This is a genomic window from Streptomyces sp. NBC_00090 (genome assembly GCF_045160815.1).
Taxonomy (GTDB): domain Bacteria; phylum Actinomycetota; class Actinomycetes; order Streptomycetales; family Streptomycetaceae; genus Streptomyces.
The window spans coordinates 2,781,046-2,799,127 of record NZ_CP108224.1 but is presented as its reverse complement, the minus strand read 5'-3'; the positions used below and the strand labels follow the sequence as shown (position 1 = coordinate 2,799,127).

Annotated in this window: 15 protein-coding genes and 1 pseudogene; 9 read left to right on the top strand and 7 right to left on the bottom strand. The window is 71.8% G+C overall.

Features of this window, described 5'->3' with window-relative positions:
- Positions 1-79: 79 nt before the first annotated feature.
- The 6 genes from OG361_RS12325 to OG361_RS12300 all read right to left on the bottom strand — a co-directional run bounded on the left by OG361_RS12325 (position 80) and on the right by OG361_RS12300 (position 7,515).
- Complete coding sequence (locus tag OG361_RS12325; RefSeq protein WP_405853365.1) at positions 80-958, bottom strand: ECF transporter S component; 879 nt, start codon at positions 956-958, stop codon at positions 80-82.
- Entirely contained in the window at positions 955-2,706 is a 1,752-nt protein-coding gene (locus OG361_RS12320) for an ABC transporter ATP-binding protein (RefSeq protein ID WP_405853364.1), read from the bottom strand. The genes OG361_RS12325 and OG361_RS12320 overlap by 4 nt, the downstream gene beginning before the upstream one ends.
- Positions 2,703-3,818 carry an energy-coupling factor transporter transmembrane component T gene (locus tag OG361_RS12315; protein WP_405853363.1) on the bottom strand — a complete coding sequence of 372 codons (1,116 nt, stop codon included), beginning with the start codon at positions 3,816-3,818 and terminating at the stop codon, positions 2,703-2,705. The genes OG361_RS12320 and OG361_RS12315 overlap by 4 nt, the downstream gene beginning before the upstream one ends.
- A 178-nt stretch (positions 3,819-3,996) precedes the next feature.
- Positions 3,997-4,662, bottom strand: a complete 666-nt coding sequence (locus OG361_RS12310; RefSeq protein ID WP_405862206.1) for an SCO2322 family protein — start codon at positions 4,660-4,662, stop codon at positions 3,997-3,999.
- Between the two features lie 182 nt (positions 4,663-4,844).
- Entirely contained in the window at positions 4,845-6,095 is a 1,251-nt protein-coding gene (locus tag OG361_RS12305; RefSeq protein ID WP_405853362.1) for a prenyltransferase/squalene oxidase repeat-containing protein, read from the bottom strand.
- 382 nt (positions 6,096-6,477) lie between these two features.
- Complete coding sequence (locus OG361_RS12300) at positions 6,478-7,515, bottom strand: MBL fold metallo-hydrolase (RefSeq protein ID WP_405853361.1); 1,038 nt, start codon at positions 7,513-7,515, stop codon at positions 6,478-6,480.
- 337 nt (positions 7,516-7,852) lie between these two features.
- Between OG361_RS12300 and OG361_RS12295 the strand changes: the two genes are divergently transcribed.
- The 5 genes from OG361_RS12295 to OG361_RS12275 all read left to right on the top strand — a co-directional run bounded on the left by OG361_RS12295 (position 7,853) and on the right by OG361_RS12275 (position 12,966).
- Entirely contained in the window at positions 7,853-9,322 is a 1,470-nt protein-coding gene (locus OG361_RS12295; protein WP_405853360.1) for a hypothetical protein, read from the top strand.
- A 560-nt stretch (positions 9,323-9,882) separates the two neighbouring features.
- Positions 9,883-11,367, top strand: a complete 1,485-nt coding sequence (locus tag OG361_RS12290) for an aldehyde dehydrogenase (protein WP_405853359.1) — start codon at positions 9,883-9,885, stop codon at positions 11,365-11,367.
- A complete protein-coding gene (locus OG361_RS12285; RefSeq protein WP_405853358.1) occupies positions 11,367-11,600 on the top strand; it encodes a ferredoxin in 234 nt (77 codons plus the stop codon). The genes OG361_RS12290 and OG361_RS12285 overlap by 1 nt, the downstream gene beginning before the upstream one ends.
- 145 nt (positions 11,601-11,745) lie before the next feature.
- A complete protein-coding gene (locus OG361_RS12280; protein WP_405853357.1) occupies positions 11,746-12,327 on the top strand; it encodes a hypothetical protein in 582 nt (193 codons plus the stop codon).
- Between the two features lie 99 nt (positions 12,328-12,426).
- Positions 12,427-12,966 (top strand): hypothetical protein, encoded by a 540-nt coding sequence (locus OG361_RS12275; protein ID WP_405853356.1) that lies wholly within the window; start codon positions 12,427-12,429, stop codon positions 12,964-12,966.
- A gap of 173 nt (positions 12,967-13,139) precedes the next feature.
- Here the strand turns inward: OG361_RS12275 and OG361_RS12270 are convergent.
- A pseudogene (locus OG361_RS12270) lies at positions 13,140-13,757 on the bottom strand (TetR family transcriptional regulator); the annotation flags it as partial.
- A 228-nt stretch (positions 13,758-13,985) separates the two neighbouring features.
- On the opposite strand from OG361_RS12270, the gene OG361_RS12265 reads away from it, so the two are divergent.
- The 4 genes from OG361_RS12265 to OG361_RS12250 all read left to right on the top strand — a co-directional run bounded on the left by OG361_RS12265 (position 13,986) and on the right by OG361_RS12250 (position 18,081).
- Positions 13,986-15,344, top strand: a complete 1,359-nt coding sequence (locus OG361_RS12265; protein ID WP_405853355.1) for a glycosyltransferase family 4 protein — start codon at positions 13,986-13,988, stop codon at positions 15,342-15,344.
- Positions 15,345-15,432: 88 nt separating this feature from the next.
- A complete protein-coding gene (locus tag OG361_RS12260; RefSeq protein WP_405853354.1) occupies positions 15,433-16,179 on the top strand; it encodes a class I SAM-dependent methyltransferase in 747 nt (248 codons plus the stop codon).
- A complete protein-coding gene (locus OG361_RS12255; RefSeq protein ID WP_405853353.1) occupies positions 16,176-17,255 on the top strand; it encodes a prenyltransferase in 1,080 nt (359 codons plus the stop codon). Before OG361_RS12260 ends, OG361_RS12255 begins: the two co-directional genes overlap by 4 nt.
- Before the next feature lie 232 nt (positions 17,256-17,487).
- Complete coding sequence (locus OG361_RS12250; RefSeq protein ID WP_405853352.1) at positions 17,488-18,081, top strand: hypothetical protein; 594 nt, start codon at positions 17,488-17,490, stop codon at positions 18,079-18,081.
- Position 18,082: the final 1 nt, after the last annotated feature.

Here is an 18,082-nt window from a genome sequence, read left to right as displayed (position 1 = left end):
AGGCCCCGGGGGGTGGGTGCGGGACGTTTCCGCAGGTCATGCCCGGCTATGGGGGGATTTGAACGGGTACGCCCGACTACTATTTCGGCTCGTACGTGACGTAGGTCCTGTGGGCCGCCTCACCCGGAGCGGCCCCTTTCGGGGCCTCGAATGTGACCTGGGCCTCGAAGTTCGCCCGCCGCGTGGCACGGCGCAGCGCCTTCAGGAGCGTGGCGCCGATGGTGAGGGTGAGGACGACGGTGAGGGCGGCGCGGCCGAGGTCCCAGCCGAGGGAGGTCGCCACGACGTAGGCGAGGAAACGGACGAGGTTCTCGTCGAGCGGGGCACCCGGCTGGAAGGAGATCCCGCTGCTCAGCCCCTGGAGCAGCACCCAGCCCTGCAGATTCATGATCGTTCCGTACGCGAACGCCGCCACGAAGCCGTACGCGGAGAGCATCAGCAGCTCACCCCTGCCCCGGAACCTCTCAGGGCCCGGGAGCAGCCCGGCGCCCATCGTGAACCAGCCCATCGAGAGCATCTGGAACGGCATCCAGGGGCCGACCCCGCCCGTGAGCAGGGCGGACGCGAACATCGTCACCGAGCCCAGGACGAAACCGAAGCCCGGCCCGAGGACCCGACCGCTCAGCACCATCAGGAAGAACATCGGCTCCAGGCCGGCCGTCCCCGCCCCGAGCGGGCGGAGGGCGGCCCCCACGGCGGCGAGCACGCCCAGCATCGCGACCGCCTTCGCGTCCATCCCGCAGTCGGCGATCGTGGCGACCACGACGGCGACCAGGAGCGGCAGCAGGGCGGCGAAGAGCCACGGCGCGTCCCCGGCATGCGAGGTCACGGCCGATTCGGGGGCCGCGAAGAGGGGCCAGCAGAAGGCGAAGAGCCCGACGAGGGAGACCAGGACGAGCGCGGCGACGGAACGCGGGCCGAGCCGGACGGGCCGTCCGCTCACGGGGCGGCTGTTCACAGGGCCTCCTCGACCTGCTCGACCGTGAGCCAGGGCTGCGGGGCGAGGATCTTGGCGACCTGCGGGGAGAAGGCGGGGGAGGAGACGACGACCTCGGCCGTCGGGCCGTCCGCGACCACCTCGCCGTCCGCGATGATCACCACCCGGTGCGCCAGCTCGGCCGCCAGCTCCACGTCGTGCGTGGCGAGCACGATCGCGTGGCCCTCCGCCGCGAGCCCGCGCAGATGGGCGACGAGCCGGGCCTTGGCCGCGTAGTCCAGACCACGGGTCGGCTCGTCGAGGAGAAGAAGAGGAGGGCGGCCGGTCAGGACGACGGCCAGCGCGAGCGCGAGCCGCTGCCCCTCGGACAGGTCCCGGGGATGGGTGTCGTCCGCGACCCCCGGCAGCAGCTCGGACACCAGGGCCCGACAGGTCCCGGGCGCCGCGCCCGCGTCCGCGTCGGCGGCGGCGCACTCGGCGGCGACGGTGTCCGCGTACAGCAGGTCCCTCGGCTCCTGCGGGACCAGGCCGACCTGGCGGATCAGCTCGCGGGGGGCGGTCGTGTGGGGGGTGCGCCCGGTGACGCGGACCGTGCCGGAGGTCGGCGGGATCATGCCGACGAGGGTGGAGAGGAAGGTGGACTTCCCGGCACCGTTCCGTCCCATGAGCGCGACGGTCTCGCCGGCCCGGACCTGGAGGTCCACCTTGCGGAGGGCCTCGACGCGACCGCGCCGGACGCCGAGCGCGTCCGCGAGGACGAGGGGGGTGGCGGGGGTGGTGGCCGGATCGGTGGGGGTGGCGGCTGGGGTCGGGTCGGTGGTGGGGGTGCGGCGCCGTAGGAACGGGAGGAATCCCCCACCCCGCCCCTTCCCGGAACCGGGGGCGCTGCCCCCGGACCCCCGCGCCTCAAACGCCGGCGGGGCTGACATGGGCGCGGGGTGGGGGAGAAGCCCCGCAGGGTCCCGCCCCTCCAACCTCGCCTTCAGCTCGCCCGACCTCCGCCGTGCGTCCCGCACCGTCAGCGGCAGCGGGTCCCAGCCCGCCAGGCGGCCGAGCGCCACCACCGGCGGATGCACCGGCGAGACCGCCATGATCTCGGCCGTCGGGCCCATGACACCGTCCGGCAGGAGGATGACCTGATCCGCGTACTGGACGACCCGTTCGAGGCGGTGCTCGGCGAGGAGCACCGTCGTGCCCAGGTCGTGGACCAGGCGCTGCAGCACCGCGAGGACGTCCTCCGCCGCCGACGGGTCCAGCGCCGAGGTCGGCTCGTCGAGGACGAGGACCTTGGGATGCGGGGTGAGGACCGAGCCGATCGCGACGCGCTGGCGCTGCCCGCCGGAGAGCGTGGCGATCGGGCGGTCGCGGAGTTCGGCCAGGCCGAGCAGGTCGAGCGTCTCCTCCACCCGGCGCCGCATGACGGCCGGCGCCAGGCCGAGGGACTCCATCCCGTACGCCAGCTCGTCCTCGACCGTGTCGGTGACGAAGTGCGCCGAGGGGTCCTGCCCGACCGTGCCGACCACGTCCGCGAGCTCGCGCGGCGGATGCGTGCGGGTGTCCCGGCCGTCGACCGTCACCCGGCCGGTCAGGGTGCCGCCGGTGAAGTGCGGGACGAGTCCGGAGACCGCGCCCAGGAGGGTCGACTTGCCGACGCCGGACGGGCCGACGAGCAGGACGAGCTCGCCCTCGGGGACGGTGAGGTCCAGGCCCCGCAGGGTGGGCTCGCCGTCCTCCTCGTACCTCACCGAGACGTTCTCGAAGCGGATCACGAGCTCTCCTTGGGAACGGGGGCCACGAACGCCGGGAGCAGACCCACCAGGATCGAGACGGCCGGCCAGAGCGGCAGCTCCGGCGCCTCCAGGGGGACGACCCCGGGGTGCAGCGCCTCCGGGGCGTAGGCGTTCGCCCAGATCATCAGCGTGGCGACCGCCACACCGGAGCCCGCGACCAGCCAGGCCCGCGCGCCCCAGTGGTCGGGCCGGTACCGGGTCCGTACGGTCCGCCGCCCGCCGAGCCGGAGCCCGGCCATCGCCGCGAGGAGGCCGGCGGCCAGCAGCGGGAGCCCGTACCCGGCGCCCTCCGCGGCGAGCAGCCCGTACGAACCGGCGCAGACGCCGAGCAGACCGCCCAGGACCAGCACGTTCGTCGTGCGGCGTACGGAGACGGGGACCCGGGCCGTCCGCCCGTACCCGCGCGCGTCCATCGAGGCCGCGACCGCGATCGACCGCTCCAGGGCGCCTTCGAGGACGGGCAGACCGATCTGGAGCACCGCCCGTACGCCGCCCGTGGGGCGGCCCCGGAGACGGCGGGCGGTCCGCAGCCGGACCACGTCGGCGACCATGTTCGGCGCGAAGGTCATCGCCACGACGACGGCGACCCCGGCCTCGTACAGCGCCCCCGGCAGCGACTTGAGCAGCCGCGCCGGGTTGGCCAGCGCGTTCGCCGCGCCGACGCAGATCAGCAGGGTCGCCAGCTTGGCGCCGTCGTACAGCGCGAAGACCAGCTGCTCGGCCGTGACCCGCCCCCCGATCCGTACCCCCTGCGCCCACTCGGGCAGGGGCACCTCGGGCAGGGTGAACAGGACGTGGGTGCCCGGGATCGGGGAACCGAGCAGCAGGGAGAAGACCACCCGCAGGAAGACGACGAACAGGCCGAGCTTCACGAACGCGCCGTACGACCGGGCCCAGGGCGCGTCCGTGCGGCGGGCCGCGACGACGTACCCGGCGACCCCGACGAGCAGGCCGAGGAGGAGCGGGTTGGTGGTACGCGAGGCGGCGACGGCGAGGCCGAGCGCCCACAGCCACCAGGCTCCGGCGTGCAGGGCGTTCGACCGGTTCGCCTCGGGGGCGCGCAGCACGGCCGGCAGGACGGCGCGTGTCATACGGGGCTCACGGGGCTTACAGGGCTCATGGGGCTTACGGGGCTCACGGGACTCAGGCGGTCCGCTGGGTCCGCGGGGCTCACGGGGCTCACAGGACTCATGCGGTCCGCGGGGCCCGCAGGGCTCATGGAGCACACGGGGCTGATGCGGACCGCAGGGTCCGCAGGGCTCACGGGGGTCATCCGCGGCGGCGGGCCTTCCAGATCGCGGCGCCGCCGAGGGCCAGGACGGCCGCGCCGCCGGCGAGCACGCCGAACGACGGGCCGCTGCCGTCCTCCGCCCCGGAGACGGTGCCGGAAGTGGAAGTGGAAGCGGAATCGGAAGCCGAAGCGGAGCCAGGGGTCGTCGGGGCGACCGGCGACGCCTCCCCGTTCTCCGCGACCTGCTCGCCGCAGCCCCGCGCCGGGTAGCCGGCGATCCCGCACAGCATGGCGGCGCCGTCGTACCGCAGCGGCTTCGCCACCTCGGCCAGCGCCTCCGCGCCGGTCGCGTCCTCACGGACCTGCGCGCAGCCGACCCGGACCGGCTTCTCGGGAAGCGTCTCGCCGGGCGGGGCGTCCTGCGGACCGCCGAAGTCGACGACGACCGCGATCCGCTTGGTGCCGTCCTTCTTCTCCACGCCCGCGCAGATCCCCGGGAAGTCGGGGGCGACGGAGGGGCGCGAGGTGTCGCTCGTGCCCTTGCTGATCGCGAAGCGGAAGCCGATCGCGTCGCCGTCGGCGGGGCGGGCGGTCGCCGGCCCCTGCGTGGCGTACGCCCAGGGCTTCCCGCCGTCGCTCTCCCAGAAGGACCAGTAGCGGTACCCGGCGGCCTGCGCCGGAGCCGCCGCGACGGCGAACAGCATCAGAAACGCCCCGAAGAGGGCGGCGACGGTCAGGGCGGTGCGGGGGGCCCGGGAGCCCCGGGCGCCACCGCGGAACCGGGCCGCGCCCGCGACCCGTGCCGAGCCCGCGACCCCGGTCTCAACCCCGGTCCCGGCCCAAGCCCCAGCCCCAGCGCCGGCCCCCGCCCCCTCCGTGGCAGTCGTCACTTCTTGCGGCCGCTCACGAGGAAGCCGATGCCGACGCCGACGACCATGCCGATGCCGATGATCCACCACACGTCGAAGCCGGACTCCTCGTCGTCGCTCGTGGAGGAGGCGGAGGTGTCCGGGGTCTTGGGCGCGGGGCCGGTGGCGTTGAGCTGCTCGACCAGGTCGGCCGTGCCGAACTCGCGCGGGTCCGTGTCCGTCGCGCGGGCCGCCAGGATCAGCTGGGCGTAGGCGGCGGGGCCGCTCTCCTTCGCCCAGGCGGCGGAGTTCTTCTCCAGCCACTCCAGCGCGGGCTTCGCCTCCTTGGCGGCGCCGGCCGCGGCGAGCGCCACGACCGCGTCGGCGGTGTTGCCGACGTCGGGCTTCTCGCTCGTGTCGGTGGCGCCCGGCATCGGCGGGGTGGTGAGGTGGCCGGTCTTCGCGAGGGTCTTCGCGAGGTAGGCGGCGCCGTTGAGGGCGGCCCGCTCGACGGTCGGCTTCGTCAGGTCCTGGCAGGCCGGGGCCTGGTCGGGGGAGGCCTTGGTGGCGACGACGCTCTTGCCGAGCCCGGCGAGGGTCGCGGCGGCGGTGGCGTCCGCGTTGGCGAGCAGCTTGCCGGTCTTGTCGGGCTGGTACGCGAAGGCTCCGGCGCCGGCCTTGTCCGAGCAGGGCAGCGCGAAGGTGAGGAGCGTGTCGTAGGGGGTGCGGCCCTCGGTGGAGGTGAAGGAGCCGGGCTTGACGCCGGTCGCGGCGAGGGCGCCGACGATGACCGCGGTGGAGTTGGCGTCGCTGGGGCCGCCGGGGGTGTAGCTCCAGCCGCCGTCCTTGTTCTGCACGGACCGCAGCCAGTCGGCGCCGGCCGTGACGGCCGTGTTGACCTTCTCCGGCTCCGCCGTCTGGCGGCGGACGGCGCCGAGCGCCTGGACGGCGAGCGCGGTGGCGTTGGTGTCCCGCATCGTCTTCGCGTCGCAGGGCTTCGCCGCGTCCGCGCGGTACGAGGCGAAGGAGCCGTCGGCGCACTGCTGGCCGAGGAGCCAGTCCACGGCCTGATCGGCGGGCTGGTAGCCGGTGGCGCGCTGGGCGAGGAAGGCGAGGGACTGGCGCCAGACCCCGTCGTACGTCGGGTCCTTCGTGCCGTACAGACCGGGCGCCGGCGTGCCGGTCGAGGGGGTCGGGGAGGGGGCGGCGGCGGCCGGGACGGCAGCTGCGGTGCCGAGTACGACTGCGGCGGCTGCGAGCGCGGCGGCGCCGCGGCGGACGGTGTTCATGGGGCCCTCTCCTGCGGCCGGGCACCGGCACGCCTCAAGGGCACCAGGCTCCGGCTCCGTATTCCTCGACGGTGCCGGCGGTCACGTCCCGGACGGGGCATTCCGACTCGCCGCTCCCCGGGGAGCGGCTCACGACAGGGGTCTCCCCTGCTCGAGCGAAGTCGAGAGCTTGGGGAAGGGTCGGTGCCGGATTCGCACCGGCTTCCCCCCGTACGGGCATGATGACGACCTGCTCACTCTACCGGCCCGTACGCCCGCCGCCCCGGGGGTGCGAGGCGCCTCACACCCGCCGGTACGCGACAGGCGCCGGAGGCTCACACCGGCCGGGTACGTGCCGGGCGCCGAGGCTCACACTTGCCGGGGACGTGCCACGCGCCGGAGGTCACACCGCGATGTACGTGACCGGGTCCGTGCCGGTCACGGCCTCCGCGCGGCCCAGCTTCACCAGGCGGCGGACATGGGCCTCGGCCTCGCTGACGGCGATGTTCCGGGAGTCGTGGGGGATCTGGTCCCAGGGCCGGTTCCACTCCATGCGTTCGGCGAGCTGCCAGGGGGTGAGCGGGGTGGCGAGCAGGGTGAGGAGTCCGGTGAGCCGTTCCTCGTGGTGGACGAGGAGCTCGTGGACCCGGCCGGCGGCGTCGGCGAAGGCGTGCTGGTGGGCGGGGAGGACCTCGGCGACGCCGAGGCGGCCGATGCGTTCGAGGGAGTCGAGGTAGTCGCCGAGGGGGTCGGTCTCCTGGGCGTCGCCCGGGTGCTCGTACAGCCCGATGTGCGGGGAGATCCCGGGCAGCAGGTGGTCGCCGGAGAAGAGCCGGCCGTGGCCGGGCAGCCGGGCGGGGTGCTCCTCCTCCAGGTGGAGGCAGACGTGGCCCGGGGTGTGGCCGGGGGTCCAGATCGCGCGCAGCCGTCGGCCGGCGAGGTCGAGGAGCTCGCCGGGGACGATCTCGCGGTCGGGGAGCGCGGAGCGCAGGCCCGGCAGGGTCCGCAGCCGGCCGGAGGCGCGGGCGGCCCGCAGGGGGGCGACGTGCTCCTCGGGGGCGCCGACGGCGGTCAGCTTGTGGGTCATGTAGTCGAGCCAGGTGCCGGGTTCGGCGTCGCGGGTGCGGCGGACGACGGCGGTGTCGGCGGCGTGCATGGCGATCCAGGCGCCGGACTCCTCGCGGACCCGGCCGGAGAGACCGTGGTGGTCGGGGTGGTGGTGGGTGATGACGACGCCGTGGATCTCCTGCACGGAGAGGCCCAGCGCGGTGAGCCCGCCGGTGAGCTCGGCCCAGGACGCCGGGTCGTCCCAGCCGGTGTCGACGAGGACCGGGCCGCGGTCGGTGTCGAGGACGTGGACCAGGGTGTGGCCGAGCGGATTGTCCGGGATGGGGACCCGCAGGGACCAGACGCCTCCGCCGTGCTCGGTCACCTGGGTCATGTGCCCTCATCTCTCCAAGGCCGTACGGAGCTTGCTCGACCAGTGCCCACTATAACGAGAACTGACGAACCGTCAGAGTGGCTTGTGCCGCATTGACTTCGCTCGGCCGCCGACCTGGGGTCGGGGCGAACTCCGGCGCGACCGTGTGGCTGACGGCGCGCGGTGCCTCTTGAGGGAGCTCTCGCTCGCCGGCCTCGGCGACTCCCGTCGTGCGCCCGGTCGCTTGTCCGCTCCTGGGGGGAGATCGCCGCGGGTAGCTCGCGAACCTCGGTCGGTCACTTCGGCTGATTCCTGGAACCGGGGGCATGGCTCACATCATCGCGCTAACGTGTGGCGCATGTCACAAGAGAAGCCTTTTGCTGCTGATGAACTCACGCCCACTCAGCTGTTTGCGGCCCGTGTTACCCATATGGCAGACACTTTCTGGTGGCGCATTGACGCATTACTGGAAGTGGCAGACGTATCCATTCCGGAAGTGACGAAGCTCGACTCAATGGATGAAGCTTCATCCTCTTTTTCGAAGATGCTGTCGAACCTGAGTAAAGGGAGCGTCGCGAAGGTCGACAAGGCGTTCGGAAAGGTTGAATCAAACTTGAATGACAGTGGCGATGATGTGCCCAATTTCATGGAGGTGATTTGGGCTGAAGTTAAAACGGAGACCTGGGGTCCGGCCTTCATGATGCACCTTCATGAGACTCTGCAGAGGCCGCCCAGGCTCCCTATATTTTTGCAGTCCACTACGGTATCTGCCGTCAGTAACTTCGAAGTTCTGTTCTCCGATCTGGTGGCGGCGTACTACAGGGTCACCCCGCAGGCTCTTGAGGCCGCATCGAGGGAGAAGGACAAGGAGTTCTCCCTGAGGGAGCTAAAAGAAATGGAGAGCCTTTCTGACGCCATTGACATAGCCATCGGGAGGCGGGTGGATGAACTCATGTTCGGAAGCTTCGGTGAATGGAAGAGATTCTTCGCCGATAAAATGAACCTGAAGTTCGAGGACTATGCAATCGATTGGGAATTCCTTCAGGAGGTCTTTCAGCGACGTCATGTGATTGTGCATAACGGTGGGATGGCGAGCCGTCGCTACCTACGCAACGTGGCGCCCAAGTACTCGGCTGACGTGGTGGAGGGTGATTCCCTTCCGGTTGACCATGATTATGTGACGAGGGCCGCAAGTGAGCTGCTTGCCTTCGGTTTTCTGCTGGCGATAGCCATGGGGGTGAAGCTGGCCAAGGGGGAGATCGAATACTTCAACAGCAAGCTGCATAAGTTCATCTACCGAAACCTCGTGAAGGGGCGCCATCGAATCGTGGAGAAGTGTGCCACTTTCGGGGAGGGTGTCGCGCAGGACATGGATGATGAGCTGACCTACAGGGTTAACAGATGGATCGCAAGGCGGGGGATGGGGGACGAATCTGTGCGTCCCGAGGTTGAAAATTGGGACGCTAGGGCGCTCAGTTCGAGATATAGGCTTGCCAAGCATTGCCTCTTGGGTGAAGACGAAGCGGCCATGGCGCTGCTAGAGGCCCAGTATTCTGCTGGAGAGTTGGGATTCGAGGACATTATTGAGTGGCCTCTGCTGCAGCCCTTGCGCGGAACCGATGCCTATGTTTCCCTGACTCGACGGATGGAGGTTCCCGAGGGCTGGCATCTTTCCGACGCGATCCTCTACGAGAATCCGAATTCGAGGACCCTGCATCTGCGGAAATGCCCATTGGTGCGCAGTGATTTCAGGCGAAAGGCTGTCGACCAGATCGACCCTGAATCCGCCTCGCTGTGCAAGCGCTGCAAGCCGGTGCTTGCTCACTAGGTCGGTGGAGTGCCTTTTGATCGATTTCCTGTCCGGTCTGGGTTTGAGCATGGTCAGTGGGTGTGTGGTATTTGGCGACTCGGGCAGGACTTACGTCTGACTTCGAGGTGCATGAATGGCCCCTGTTCTTGCTGGACGCGGGCCCGGACCAGGGAGGCGATTGAAGGTGTGGAGCCCGCCCGAGGGTCATTCGGGCGTCTCCGATCGGGTCGATGTAATCAGTGAATGGAATCGCGGCGAAGGCGCTGACGAATTCCCGATTCGGCCAGAACCTGCTTGCTTTGGCGTAGGTCCTTCACTCCTCGTACGACCTGCTCGCCAGCGGATGGGCCCACTACCGCGCCAGGACCGACCTTGGTGGCCGCCGGCGTCCTTCCGGAGCCCAAGCAGGGGGAGCGGCTGACGGCCCGGAGGCGGTCCAGGCCACATGACAGGGGCCCCGCCAGTCGCATAACGGCTGGCGGGGCCCATTCTGTCCGGGCCATTGCTCCCTGTAACTAGAACTGGTATCAGTTCTGATGCATCGTCAGGGAATTTCATCTCCTCGGGAGGCAGCGGTCATGACCGAGCTTGTGGAGCACGGAAAGCTGTTCATCGGCGGGGAGTTGACCGACCCGCTCGGCAGTGGGGTCATCGAGGTGATCTCGCCGCACACCGAGGAGGTCATCGGGCGCGTCCCGCACGCCTCCGAGGCCGATGTCGACCGGGCCGTCGCCGCCGCCCGCCGGGCCTTCGACGAGGGGCCCTGGCCCCGGATGGCGGTGGAGGAGCGGATCGCGGTCGTCAGCCGCGTCAAGGACGCGATCGCCGCCCGGTACGAGGAGATCGCCCGCTCCATCAGCGCGCAGAACGGCTCCCCGTACTCCTGGTCCGTCCTCGCCCAGGCGCTCGGCGCCATGATGGTCTGGGACGCGGCGATCACCGTCGCCCGGGACTTCGACTTCGAGGAGCGGCGCGGCGGCGTGCTCGGGCCGCTGCTCGTGCGGCGCGAGCCGGTGGGTGTGGTCGCGGCCGTCGTCCCGTGGAACGTCCCGCAGTTCACGGCCGCCGCCAAGCTGGGGCCCGCGCTGCTTGCGGGCTGCACGGTGGTCCTCAAGCCCTCGCCGGAGTCGCCCCTCGACTCGTACATCCTCGGCGAGATCGCCACCGAGGCCGGGCTGCCCGAGGGCGTGCTCAGCATCCTGCCCGCCGACCGCGAGGTCAGCGAGTACCTCGTCGGCCACCCCGGCGTCGACAAGGTCTCCTTCACCGGCTCCGTCGCGGCCGGCAAGCGGGTCATGGAGGTCGCCTCCCGCAACCTCACCCGCGTCACCCTCGAACTGGGCGGCAAGTCGGCCGCCGTGATCCTGCCCGACGCGGACCTCGACACCGCCGTCGCCGGGATCGTCCCGGCCGCCTGGATGAACAACGGCCAGGCGTGCGTGGCCCAGACCCGCATCCTCGCCCCCCGCTCCCGTTACGAGGAGATCGCCGAGGCCCTCGCCGCGGCGGCCGGCGCGCTCGTCGTCGGCGACCCGCTCGACCCGGCCACCCAGGTCGGCCCGCTCGTCGCCAGGCGCCAGCAGCAGCGCTCCCTCGACTACATCGGCATCGGCCAGGCGGAGGGCGCCAAGGTCCTCGCGGGAGGCGGGCGTCCGGCCGGCCTCGACCGCGGCTGGTACGTCGAGCCCACGCTCTTCGGCGGCGTCGACAACTCCATGCGGATCGCCCGCGAGGAGATCTTCGGCCCGGTGATCTGCCTCCTTCCGTACGGGGACGAGGCCGAGGCCCTCCGGATCGCGAACGACTCCGACTTCGGCCTCAGCGGCAGCGTCTGGACCGGGGACGTGGAGCACGGTATCGACTTCGCCCGGAGCGTGCGGACGGGCACCTTCAACGTCAACACCTTCAGCCTGGACATGCTCGGCCCCTTCGGCGGCTACAAGAACTCCGGCCTGGGGCGGGAGTTCGGCCCCGAGGGCTTCGGCGAGTACCTGGAGCACAAGATGATCCACCTGCCCGGCGGGTACGAGGGCCCGGCCGGGGCCCCCGAGAGCGGGGAGTGATGGGGGACCGCTGGCACGTGGAGGTCGACCGGAGCGTCTGCATCGGCTCCGGCATGTGCGTCAGCCACGCCCCCGCCTCCTTCCGCCTCGACACGGCCCGGCAGTCGCATCCGCGCGATCCGGAGGCCGACGCGGGCGAACTCCTGCTCGCGGCGGCCGAGGGCTGCCCCGTGGAGGCCATCCTGATCACCCTCGCGGACGGCGGGGAACCGGTGTTCCCGCCGGAGGAGTGACCGGGGGGCGAGCGGTGTCCCCGTCGGGGGAGCGGGCGGGAGAGTGACCACGGGAGCGGGCCGGGCGTGATCCGGGGCGCCCGCTGTTTCGCGTACCGCGTGTGTGACACTCCCTCGGCACAGCGGCCGAGGGAGTGGGGAAGACATGCAGGGGAGACGGTGGGCGGCGGTCGTGGCCGGTGCGGGCGCGGCGGCGGTGACGCTGTTCGGGGCCGGGGCGGGCGGAGCGGGTGGCTCGGGCTCCGGCTTCGGCCGGGAGGCCGCGCGGGCCGAGATCGTCGCGGCCGTCGCCGCTGCCGGGCTGCCCGAGTCCGAACTGCCGGGGCTCGGAGCACCGGAACCGACGGACTCCGCCTCCCCCCGGCCCACCCCCTCCACGGAGCGCGAGCGGCTGGAGCTGCGCGTCGCCGCGTGCGCCGCCGCTTGGCAGTACATGGGACCCGTGGTCGACGGAGCGCGCGGGAAGTTCGACGCGACGGTCGCCACGCTCGCCCGGGAGGGTTGGGCGGCCGGGAAGCGGCACGAGGAGAAGCTCGACGACAAGGGAAGCACCACGGCGGCCGTCACGCTCAAGAGGAACGGCTGGACGCTCATGGCACGTCACACCGCCGGGAGGGCGGCCATGACGATGGACGCGGTCACCTTCCACGCGACGGAGGACGCGTGTATGCGGCAGTTCGGCGAACGGGAGATGGAGCTCCTGTTCGGGGACGGCGAACAGGGCTGACGGGACCGGCCGTTGCGAGGACTTGTCGTTCCCTCGTGCAAAACTATGCCCTTGGTCACGGGGGCAAGGGGCCTTCGTGCGTGCGTATTCGGGAGTGTTGTGCGCAAGGCGAAGTGGGTGGCCGCGGCCGCCGGTGTGGTCCTGCTGGTTGCCGGTTGCGGAAGCGAGGGCGGTACGGACAAGGGCGGTTCGTCCTCGGCCGGTTCGACCGGCACGGGCGGTTCGGGCTCGGGCGGTTCGGGCGGCGGGAAGCTCGACGCGGCCGGGGTCACCAAGGAGATCGCGGACGCGGCGACGGGGGCCGGCTTCACACAGGACGCCTCCGGCGACGAGGAGGTGTCGGCCGAGCTCAAGGACTGCATGATCACCTGGACGGCCGACGCCGAGAAGGCCGCGGACCCGGTGAAGTCGTACGGGGACACCATCACGACCCTGACCGGCGGCGGCTGGAAGGAGGCGCGGAGCATCGAGCAGAACGGCTCCGTGATCAAGTCCCTGGAGAAGAGCGGCTGGACGATGCAGGCCAGCAACCACGCCCAGGGCCCGCTGAAGATGGTGATGTTCGTCGCCGCCGACAACGGTCCGGAGTGCGCGGCGAAGATCGCGGCCGACAACGAGAAGGCCAGGCAGTCGTCCTGACTCCCGGCCGTCCGTGCCCCCGACGTGTCAGCGGGTGGGGGCGCGGACGGGATCGCTCAGTTCGAGGGCGCCCGCGCCTGTGCCGGCGCCGGAGCCGGCGCCTGTGCCTGTGCCGACTTTGCCTTCGACTCCGCCTTCGCTTCCGACTCCGGCGCGCCCGCGCCCACGCCTGTACCCGCGCCCGGCGCCGTCAGGTCGATCAGACGGCAGACCGTCTCTATGTCGATCTTCACCTGTGCGATCGAGGCGCGTCCGGACAGCCAGGTGATCAGCGCCGAGTGCCAGGTGTGCTCGATGACCCGCACCGCCGACAGCTGGCTCGGGGTCGGGTGCTCCGCCCCCATCGCGTCCAGGATGATCGCCGTCGTCAGCCGCGAGACCGTGTCCACCTCGGGGCTCACCCCGCGGTCGGCGAAGGTCAGTGCCCGCACCATCGCGTCGGCGAGCTGCGGTTCCCGCTGGAGCGCCCGGAAGGCCCGCATCAGGGTCTCCGCGACCCGCTCCGCAGGGTCCGCGCCCGCGGGCGGTCGCTTCCGCAGGGTGGTGTGCATGTGCTGGAGCTGGTCCTGCATCGTCGCGACCAGCAGATGGATCTTGGACGGGAAGTAGCGGTACAGCGTGCCCAGGGCCACTCCGGCCGCCTCGGCGACCTCCCGCATCTGCACGGCGTCGAAGCCGCCCCGGGCGGCGAGCTGGGCGCTGGCGTCCAGGATGCGGCGGCGCCGCGCCTCCTGGCGCTCCGTGAGAGGCGGCGACGAGGGTCTGAGGTCCGCCCTGCTGTCTGCGGTCATGAGGTCCCGTTCCGTGCGGTGGGGAGCGACAGTATGGCGGTCCGGCCGTCGTGGCGCGAATCACCTGTTCCGGCTCTCACCACGGAGCTACCTGCCGGTAGATTCTGTCCTCCTCGGACGATCAAGAGGATCACGCAAGAAGATCAAGAACGATCAAGTCTGTAACTTGTTCTAGATTAGCGCGAGCGGTTACGCTCCGGCGAAACGCACGCTCGAAGGGGGTCGCGCATGACCGCGGAAGCCATAGAGGCAAGCCCGGCCGGCCCCCGCCAGGGCGTCATCGCGGACGGTGACGGTCCGTTGCGGATCGCTCTCCTCACGTACAAGGGGAACCCCTTCTGCGGTGGCCAGGGCGTCTACGTCCGCCACCTCTCCCGTGAGCTCGCCCGCCTCGGCCACAGCGTGGAGGTCATCGGCTCCCAGCCGTACCCCGTCCTGGACGAGGTCGTCGACGGCGCGGCCCTCGCGGGGCTCACGCTCACCGAGATCGCCAGCCTCGACCTCTACCGCTCGCCGGACCCCTTCCGGACGCCGAAGCGCGAGGAGTACCGGGACTGGATCGACGGCCTCGAGGTCGCCACCATGTGGACCGGCGGCTTCCCCGAGCCGCTCACCTTCTCCCTGCGGGCCCGGCGCATGCTCGCCGCCCGCCGCGGAGACTTCGACGTCGTCCACGACAACCAGACCCTCGGCTACGGCCTCCTCGGCGGCCCCCGGGCCCTGGGCGCGCCGCTCGTCACCACGATCCACCACCCCATCACCGTCGACCGGCAGCTCGAAATCGACGCCGCCGCCGACTGGAAGCGCCGCGCCTCCGTCCGCCGCTGGTACGCCTTCACCCGCATGCAGAAGCGGGTCGCCCGCCGGATGCCGTCCGTCCTCACCGTCTCCGGCACCTCCCGCCAGGAGATCGTCGAGCACCTCGGCGTACGCGAGGACCGCATCCGGGTCGTCCACATCGGCGCCGACACCGCGCTCTGGTCCCCGGACCCGGCCGTCGCCGAGGTCCCCGGCCGGATCGTCACCACCTCCAGCGCCGACGTCCCGCTCAAGGGCCTCGTCCACCTGATCGAGGCGCTCGCCAAGCTCCGCACCGAGAACCCCGACGCCCACCTCGTCGTCGTCGGCAAGCGCGCCGAGGACGGCCCCGTCGCCCAGGCCATCGAGCGGTACGGGCTCGACGGCGCCGTCGACTTCGTCAAGGGCATCAGCGACGCCGAGCTCGTCGACCTCGTGCGCTCCGCCCAGGTCTCCTGCGTGCCCTCGCTGTACGAGGGCTTCTCGCTGCCCGCCGCCGAGGCCATGGCCACCGGGACCCCGCTCGTCGCCACCACCGGCGGCGCGATCCCCGAGGTCGCCGGAGCCGACGGCGAGACCTGCCTCGCGGTGCCGCCGGGCGACGCGGGCGCGCTCGCCGCCGCCCTCGGCCGGGTCCTCGGCGACCCCGAGCTCCGGGCCCGCCTCGGCGCCGCCGGCCGCGCCCGGGTCCTGGACCGCTTCACCTGGGCCCGCGCGGCCCAGGGCACCGCCGAGCTCTACCGCGAGGCCGTGGCCAGGCAGGGCGCCCGCCAGGGCGTCCGCAGGTGACCGGCACACTCGCGCGACACCCGCACCACCCCCACCACGTGTACCCGCACCCGCACCACCACCGTCCCGACCACGAAGGCAGGCCCTCGTGCTGACCGTCGACTTCACCCGCTTCCCGCTCGCCCCAGGCGACCGCGTGCTCGACCTGGGCTGCGGTGCGGGCCGGCACGCCTTCGAGTGCTACCGGCGCGGCGCCCAGGTCGTGGCCCTCGACCAGAACGGCGAGGAGATCCGCGAGGTCGCCAAGTGGTTCGCGGCGATGAAGGAGGCCGGGGAGGCACCCGCCGGGGCGACCGCCACCGCGATGGAGGGCGACGCCCTCAACCTGCCCTTCCCCGACGAGTCCTTCGACGTCGTCATCATCTCCGAGGTCATGGAGCACATCCCCGACGACAAGGGCGTGCTCGCCGAGATGGTCCGCGTCCTCAAGCCGGGCGGCCGGATCGCGATCACCGTGCCCCGCTACGGTCCCGAGAAGCTCTGCTGGGCGCTCTCCGACGCGTACCACGAGGTCGAGGGCGGCCACATCCGCATCTACAAGGCCGACGAGCTCCTCGCCAGGATCCGGCAGGCCGGCCTCAAGCCGTACGGCACCCACCACGCGCACGCCCTGCACTCGCCGTACTGGTGGCTGAAGTGCGCGTTCGGCGTCGACAACGACAAGGCCCTGCCGGTCCGCGCGTACCACAAGCTCCTGGTCTGGGACATCATGAAGAAGCCCGCCCTGACCCGGGTCGCCGAGCAGCTGCTCAACCCGGTCGTCGGCAAGAGCTTCGTGGCGTACGCGACCAAGCCCCACCTCCCGAAGGCCGCTGCCTCGGACGCGGCCAAGTGACGAGCCCCGAGCGGATCGCCGAGCACCTCGTCCTGCCCGGTGTCCTCACCGCCGAGCAGGCCGCCGAGACCGTCACCGGGATCCTCGCCGGCCAGTGCGAGGACGGGGCCATACCGTGGTTCCGGGGTCACCACCTCGACCCGTGGGACCACACCGAGGCGGCGATGGCCCTCGACGCGGCCGGCGAGCACAGCGCCGCGGCCCGCGCCTACGAGTGGCTCGCCCGCCACCAGAACACGGACGGTTCCTGGTACGCGGCCTACCGCGACGGCGACCCGGCCGACGTCACCGACCGCGGCCGGGAGTCCAACTTCGTCGCGTACATCGCCGTCGGCGTCTGGCACCACTACCTCTCCACCGGCGACGACGCCTTCCTCGACCGGATGTGGCCCGTCGTCTACGCGGCCGTCGAGTTCGTCCTCGGACTCCAGCAGCCCGGCGGACAGATCGGCTGGAAGCGCGAGCCCTCCGGCGAGGCCGTGACCGACGCCCTCCTCACCGGCTCCTCCTCCATCCACCAGGCGCTGCGCTGCGCCCTCGCCATCGCCGAGGCCCGCGAGGAGCCCCAGCCGGACTGGGAGCTGGCGACGGGGGCGCTCGGTCACGCGATCCGCCGCCACCCCGAGCGTTTCCTCGACAAGTCCCGCTATTCGATGGACTGGTACTACCCGGTCCTCGGCGGCGCGATCACCGGCCCCGAGGCCAAGGCCCGGATCGAGGCCGCCTGGGACGAGTTCGTCGTGCCCGGCCTCGGCGTGCGGTGCGTGGTGCCGAACCCGTGGGTCACGGGCGGCGAGTCCTGCGAACTCGCCCTCGCCCTCTGGGCGATGGGCGAATCGGACCGGGCCCTCACGATCCTCCAGGACATCCAGCACCTGCGTGCCGGGAACGGCATGTACTGGACGGGGTACGTCTTCGAGGGCGACCGGGCGATGTGGCCCGAGGAGCAGACCAGCTGGACCGCGGGCTCCCTGCTGCTCGCGGTGGCGGCGCTCGGCGGCGAGGAGGCGACGGTCGCCGTCTTCGGCGGCGAACGCCTCCCCACCGGCCTCGAACCGGACTGCTGCGGGGCCTGAGGCAGGGGCCGGACGCCGCGCCTGAGGCCGGGCCTGAGGCGCGGTCCTGAGGCGCGGTCCTGAGACGCGGTCCTGAGGCCGGGCCTGAGGCGCGGGCCTGGGGCGCGGGTCTGAGGCGCGGGCCGGAGGCCGTACGGGGGTGGGTGGCCCGGACCCGTACGGAGTGGCCCGGGTGGCGGACGTCCCGGACCGGGGTGAGGCTGGCGCCATCACCCCCCAGGGAGGTCCCGCCGTGCCCCGAACCGCGCCCGCGTCCAGATCCGCGCCCGCGTCCAGATCCGCGTCCCGTCCCTTCACCCGGGGCGTCGTGGCCCTGGTGCTGTCCTGCGCCCTGCTCCTGACCACCGCCGCGTGCGGCGGCGACGACACGCAGAGCGCGAGCGCCGTCGCGACCCCGACCGGCACGGCCGGCTTCGAGCAGCAGAAGCTGGCCAAGACCCGGTTCGTGGCGAACGCGGGCCTGGCCGCGGGTGCCACGTACCAGTGGATCGTGAAGCCGTACCGCGCGGGCAAGTTCACGAAGGGCGCGGACGGGCGGACCCTCGCCCTCGTGAAGGCGGGCCTCGCGGGCGCGTTCACGTACAACCGGCTCAAGGCGGCGGTGAACAACGCCAAGGGCGACCCGCTGCTCTCGAAGGCGGTCGCGCCGCTCTCCGCCGGGATCGAGTCGCTCAAGGAACTCGGGACGAAGCTCCGCAAGGGCGAGGTGGGCGCCACGGACATCGGCGTCTTCGAGTCCGTCATCAACAGCGTCAAGGACGCCGGGAAGAGCGCCGGTGCCGAGGTCGTCGAACAGGTGCCGAGCGCGTCACAACTCGGCGGTTGAC

What these genes read in the sequence shown, in the direction of transcription:
- OG361_RS12310 (WP_405862206.1), bottom strand. Translation starts at nt 4,662, where the DNA reads ATGCTGTTCGCCGTCGCGGCGGCTCCGGCGCAGGCCGCCGGGTACCGC.
- OG361_RS12285 (WP_405853358.1), top strand. Translation starts at nt 11,367, where the DNA reads ATGGGGGACCGCTGGCACGTGGAGGTCGACCGGAGCGTCTGCATCGGC.
- OG361_RS12315 (WP_405853363.1), bottom strand. Translation starts at nt 3,818, where the DNA reads ATGACACGCGCCGTCCTGCCGGCCGTGCTGCGCGCCCCCGAGGCGAAC.
- OG361_RS12265 (WP_405853355.1), top strand. Translation starts at nt 13,986, where the DNA reads ATGACCGCGGAAGCCATAGAGGCAAGCCCGGCCGGCCCCCGCCAGGGC.
- OG361_RS12280 (WP_405853357.1), top strand. Translation starts at nt 11,746, where the DNA reads ATGCAGGGGAGACGGTGGGCGGCGGTCGTGGCCGGTGCGGGCGCGGCG.
- OG361_RS12300 (WP_405853361.1), bottom strand. Translation starts at nt 7,515, where the DNA reads ATGACCCAGGTGACCGAGCACGGCGGAGGCGTCTGGTCCCTGCGGGTC.
- OG361_RS12290 (WP_405853359.1), top strand. Translation starts at nt 9,883, where the DNA reads ATGACCGAGCTTGTGGAGCACGGAAAGCTGTTCATCGGCGGGGAGTTG.
- OG361_RS12305 (WP_405853362.1), bottom strand. Translation starts at nt 6,095, where the DNA reads ATGAACACCGTCCGCCGCGGCGCCGCCGCGCTCGCAGCCGCCGCAGTC.
- OG361_RS12295 (WP_405853360.1), top strand. Translation starts at nt 7,853, where the DNA reads ATGTCACAAGAGAAGCCTTTTGCTGCTGATGAACTCACGCCCACTCAG.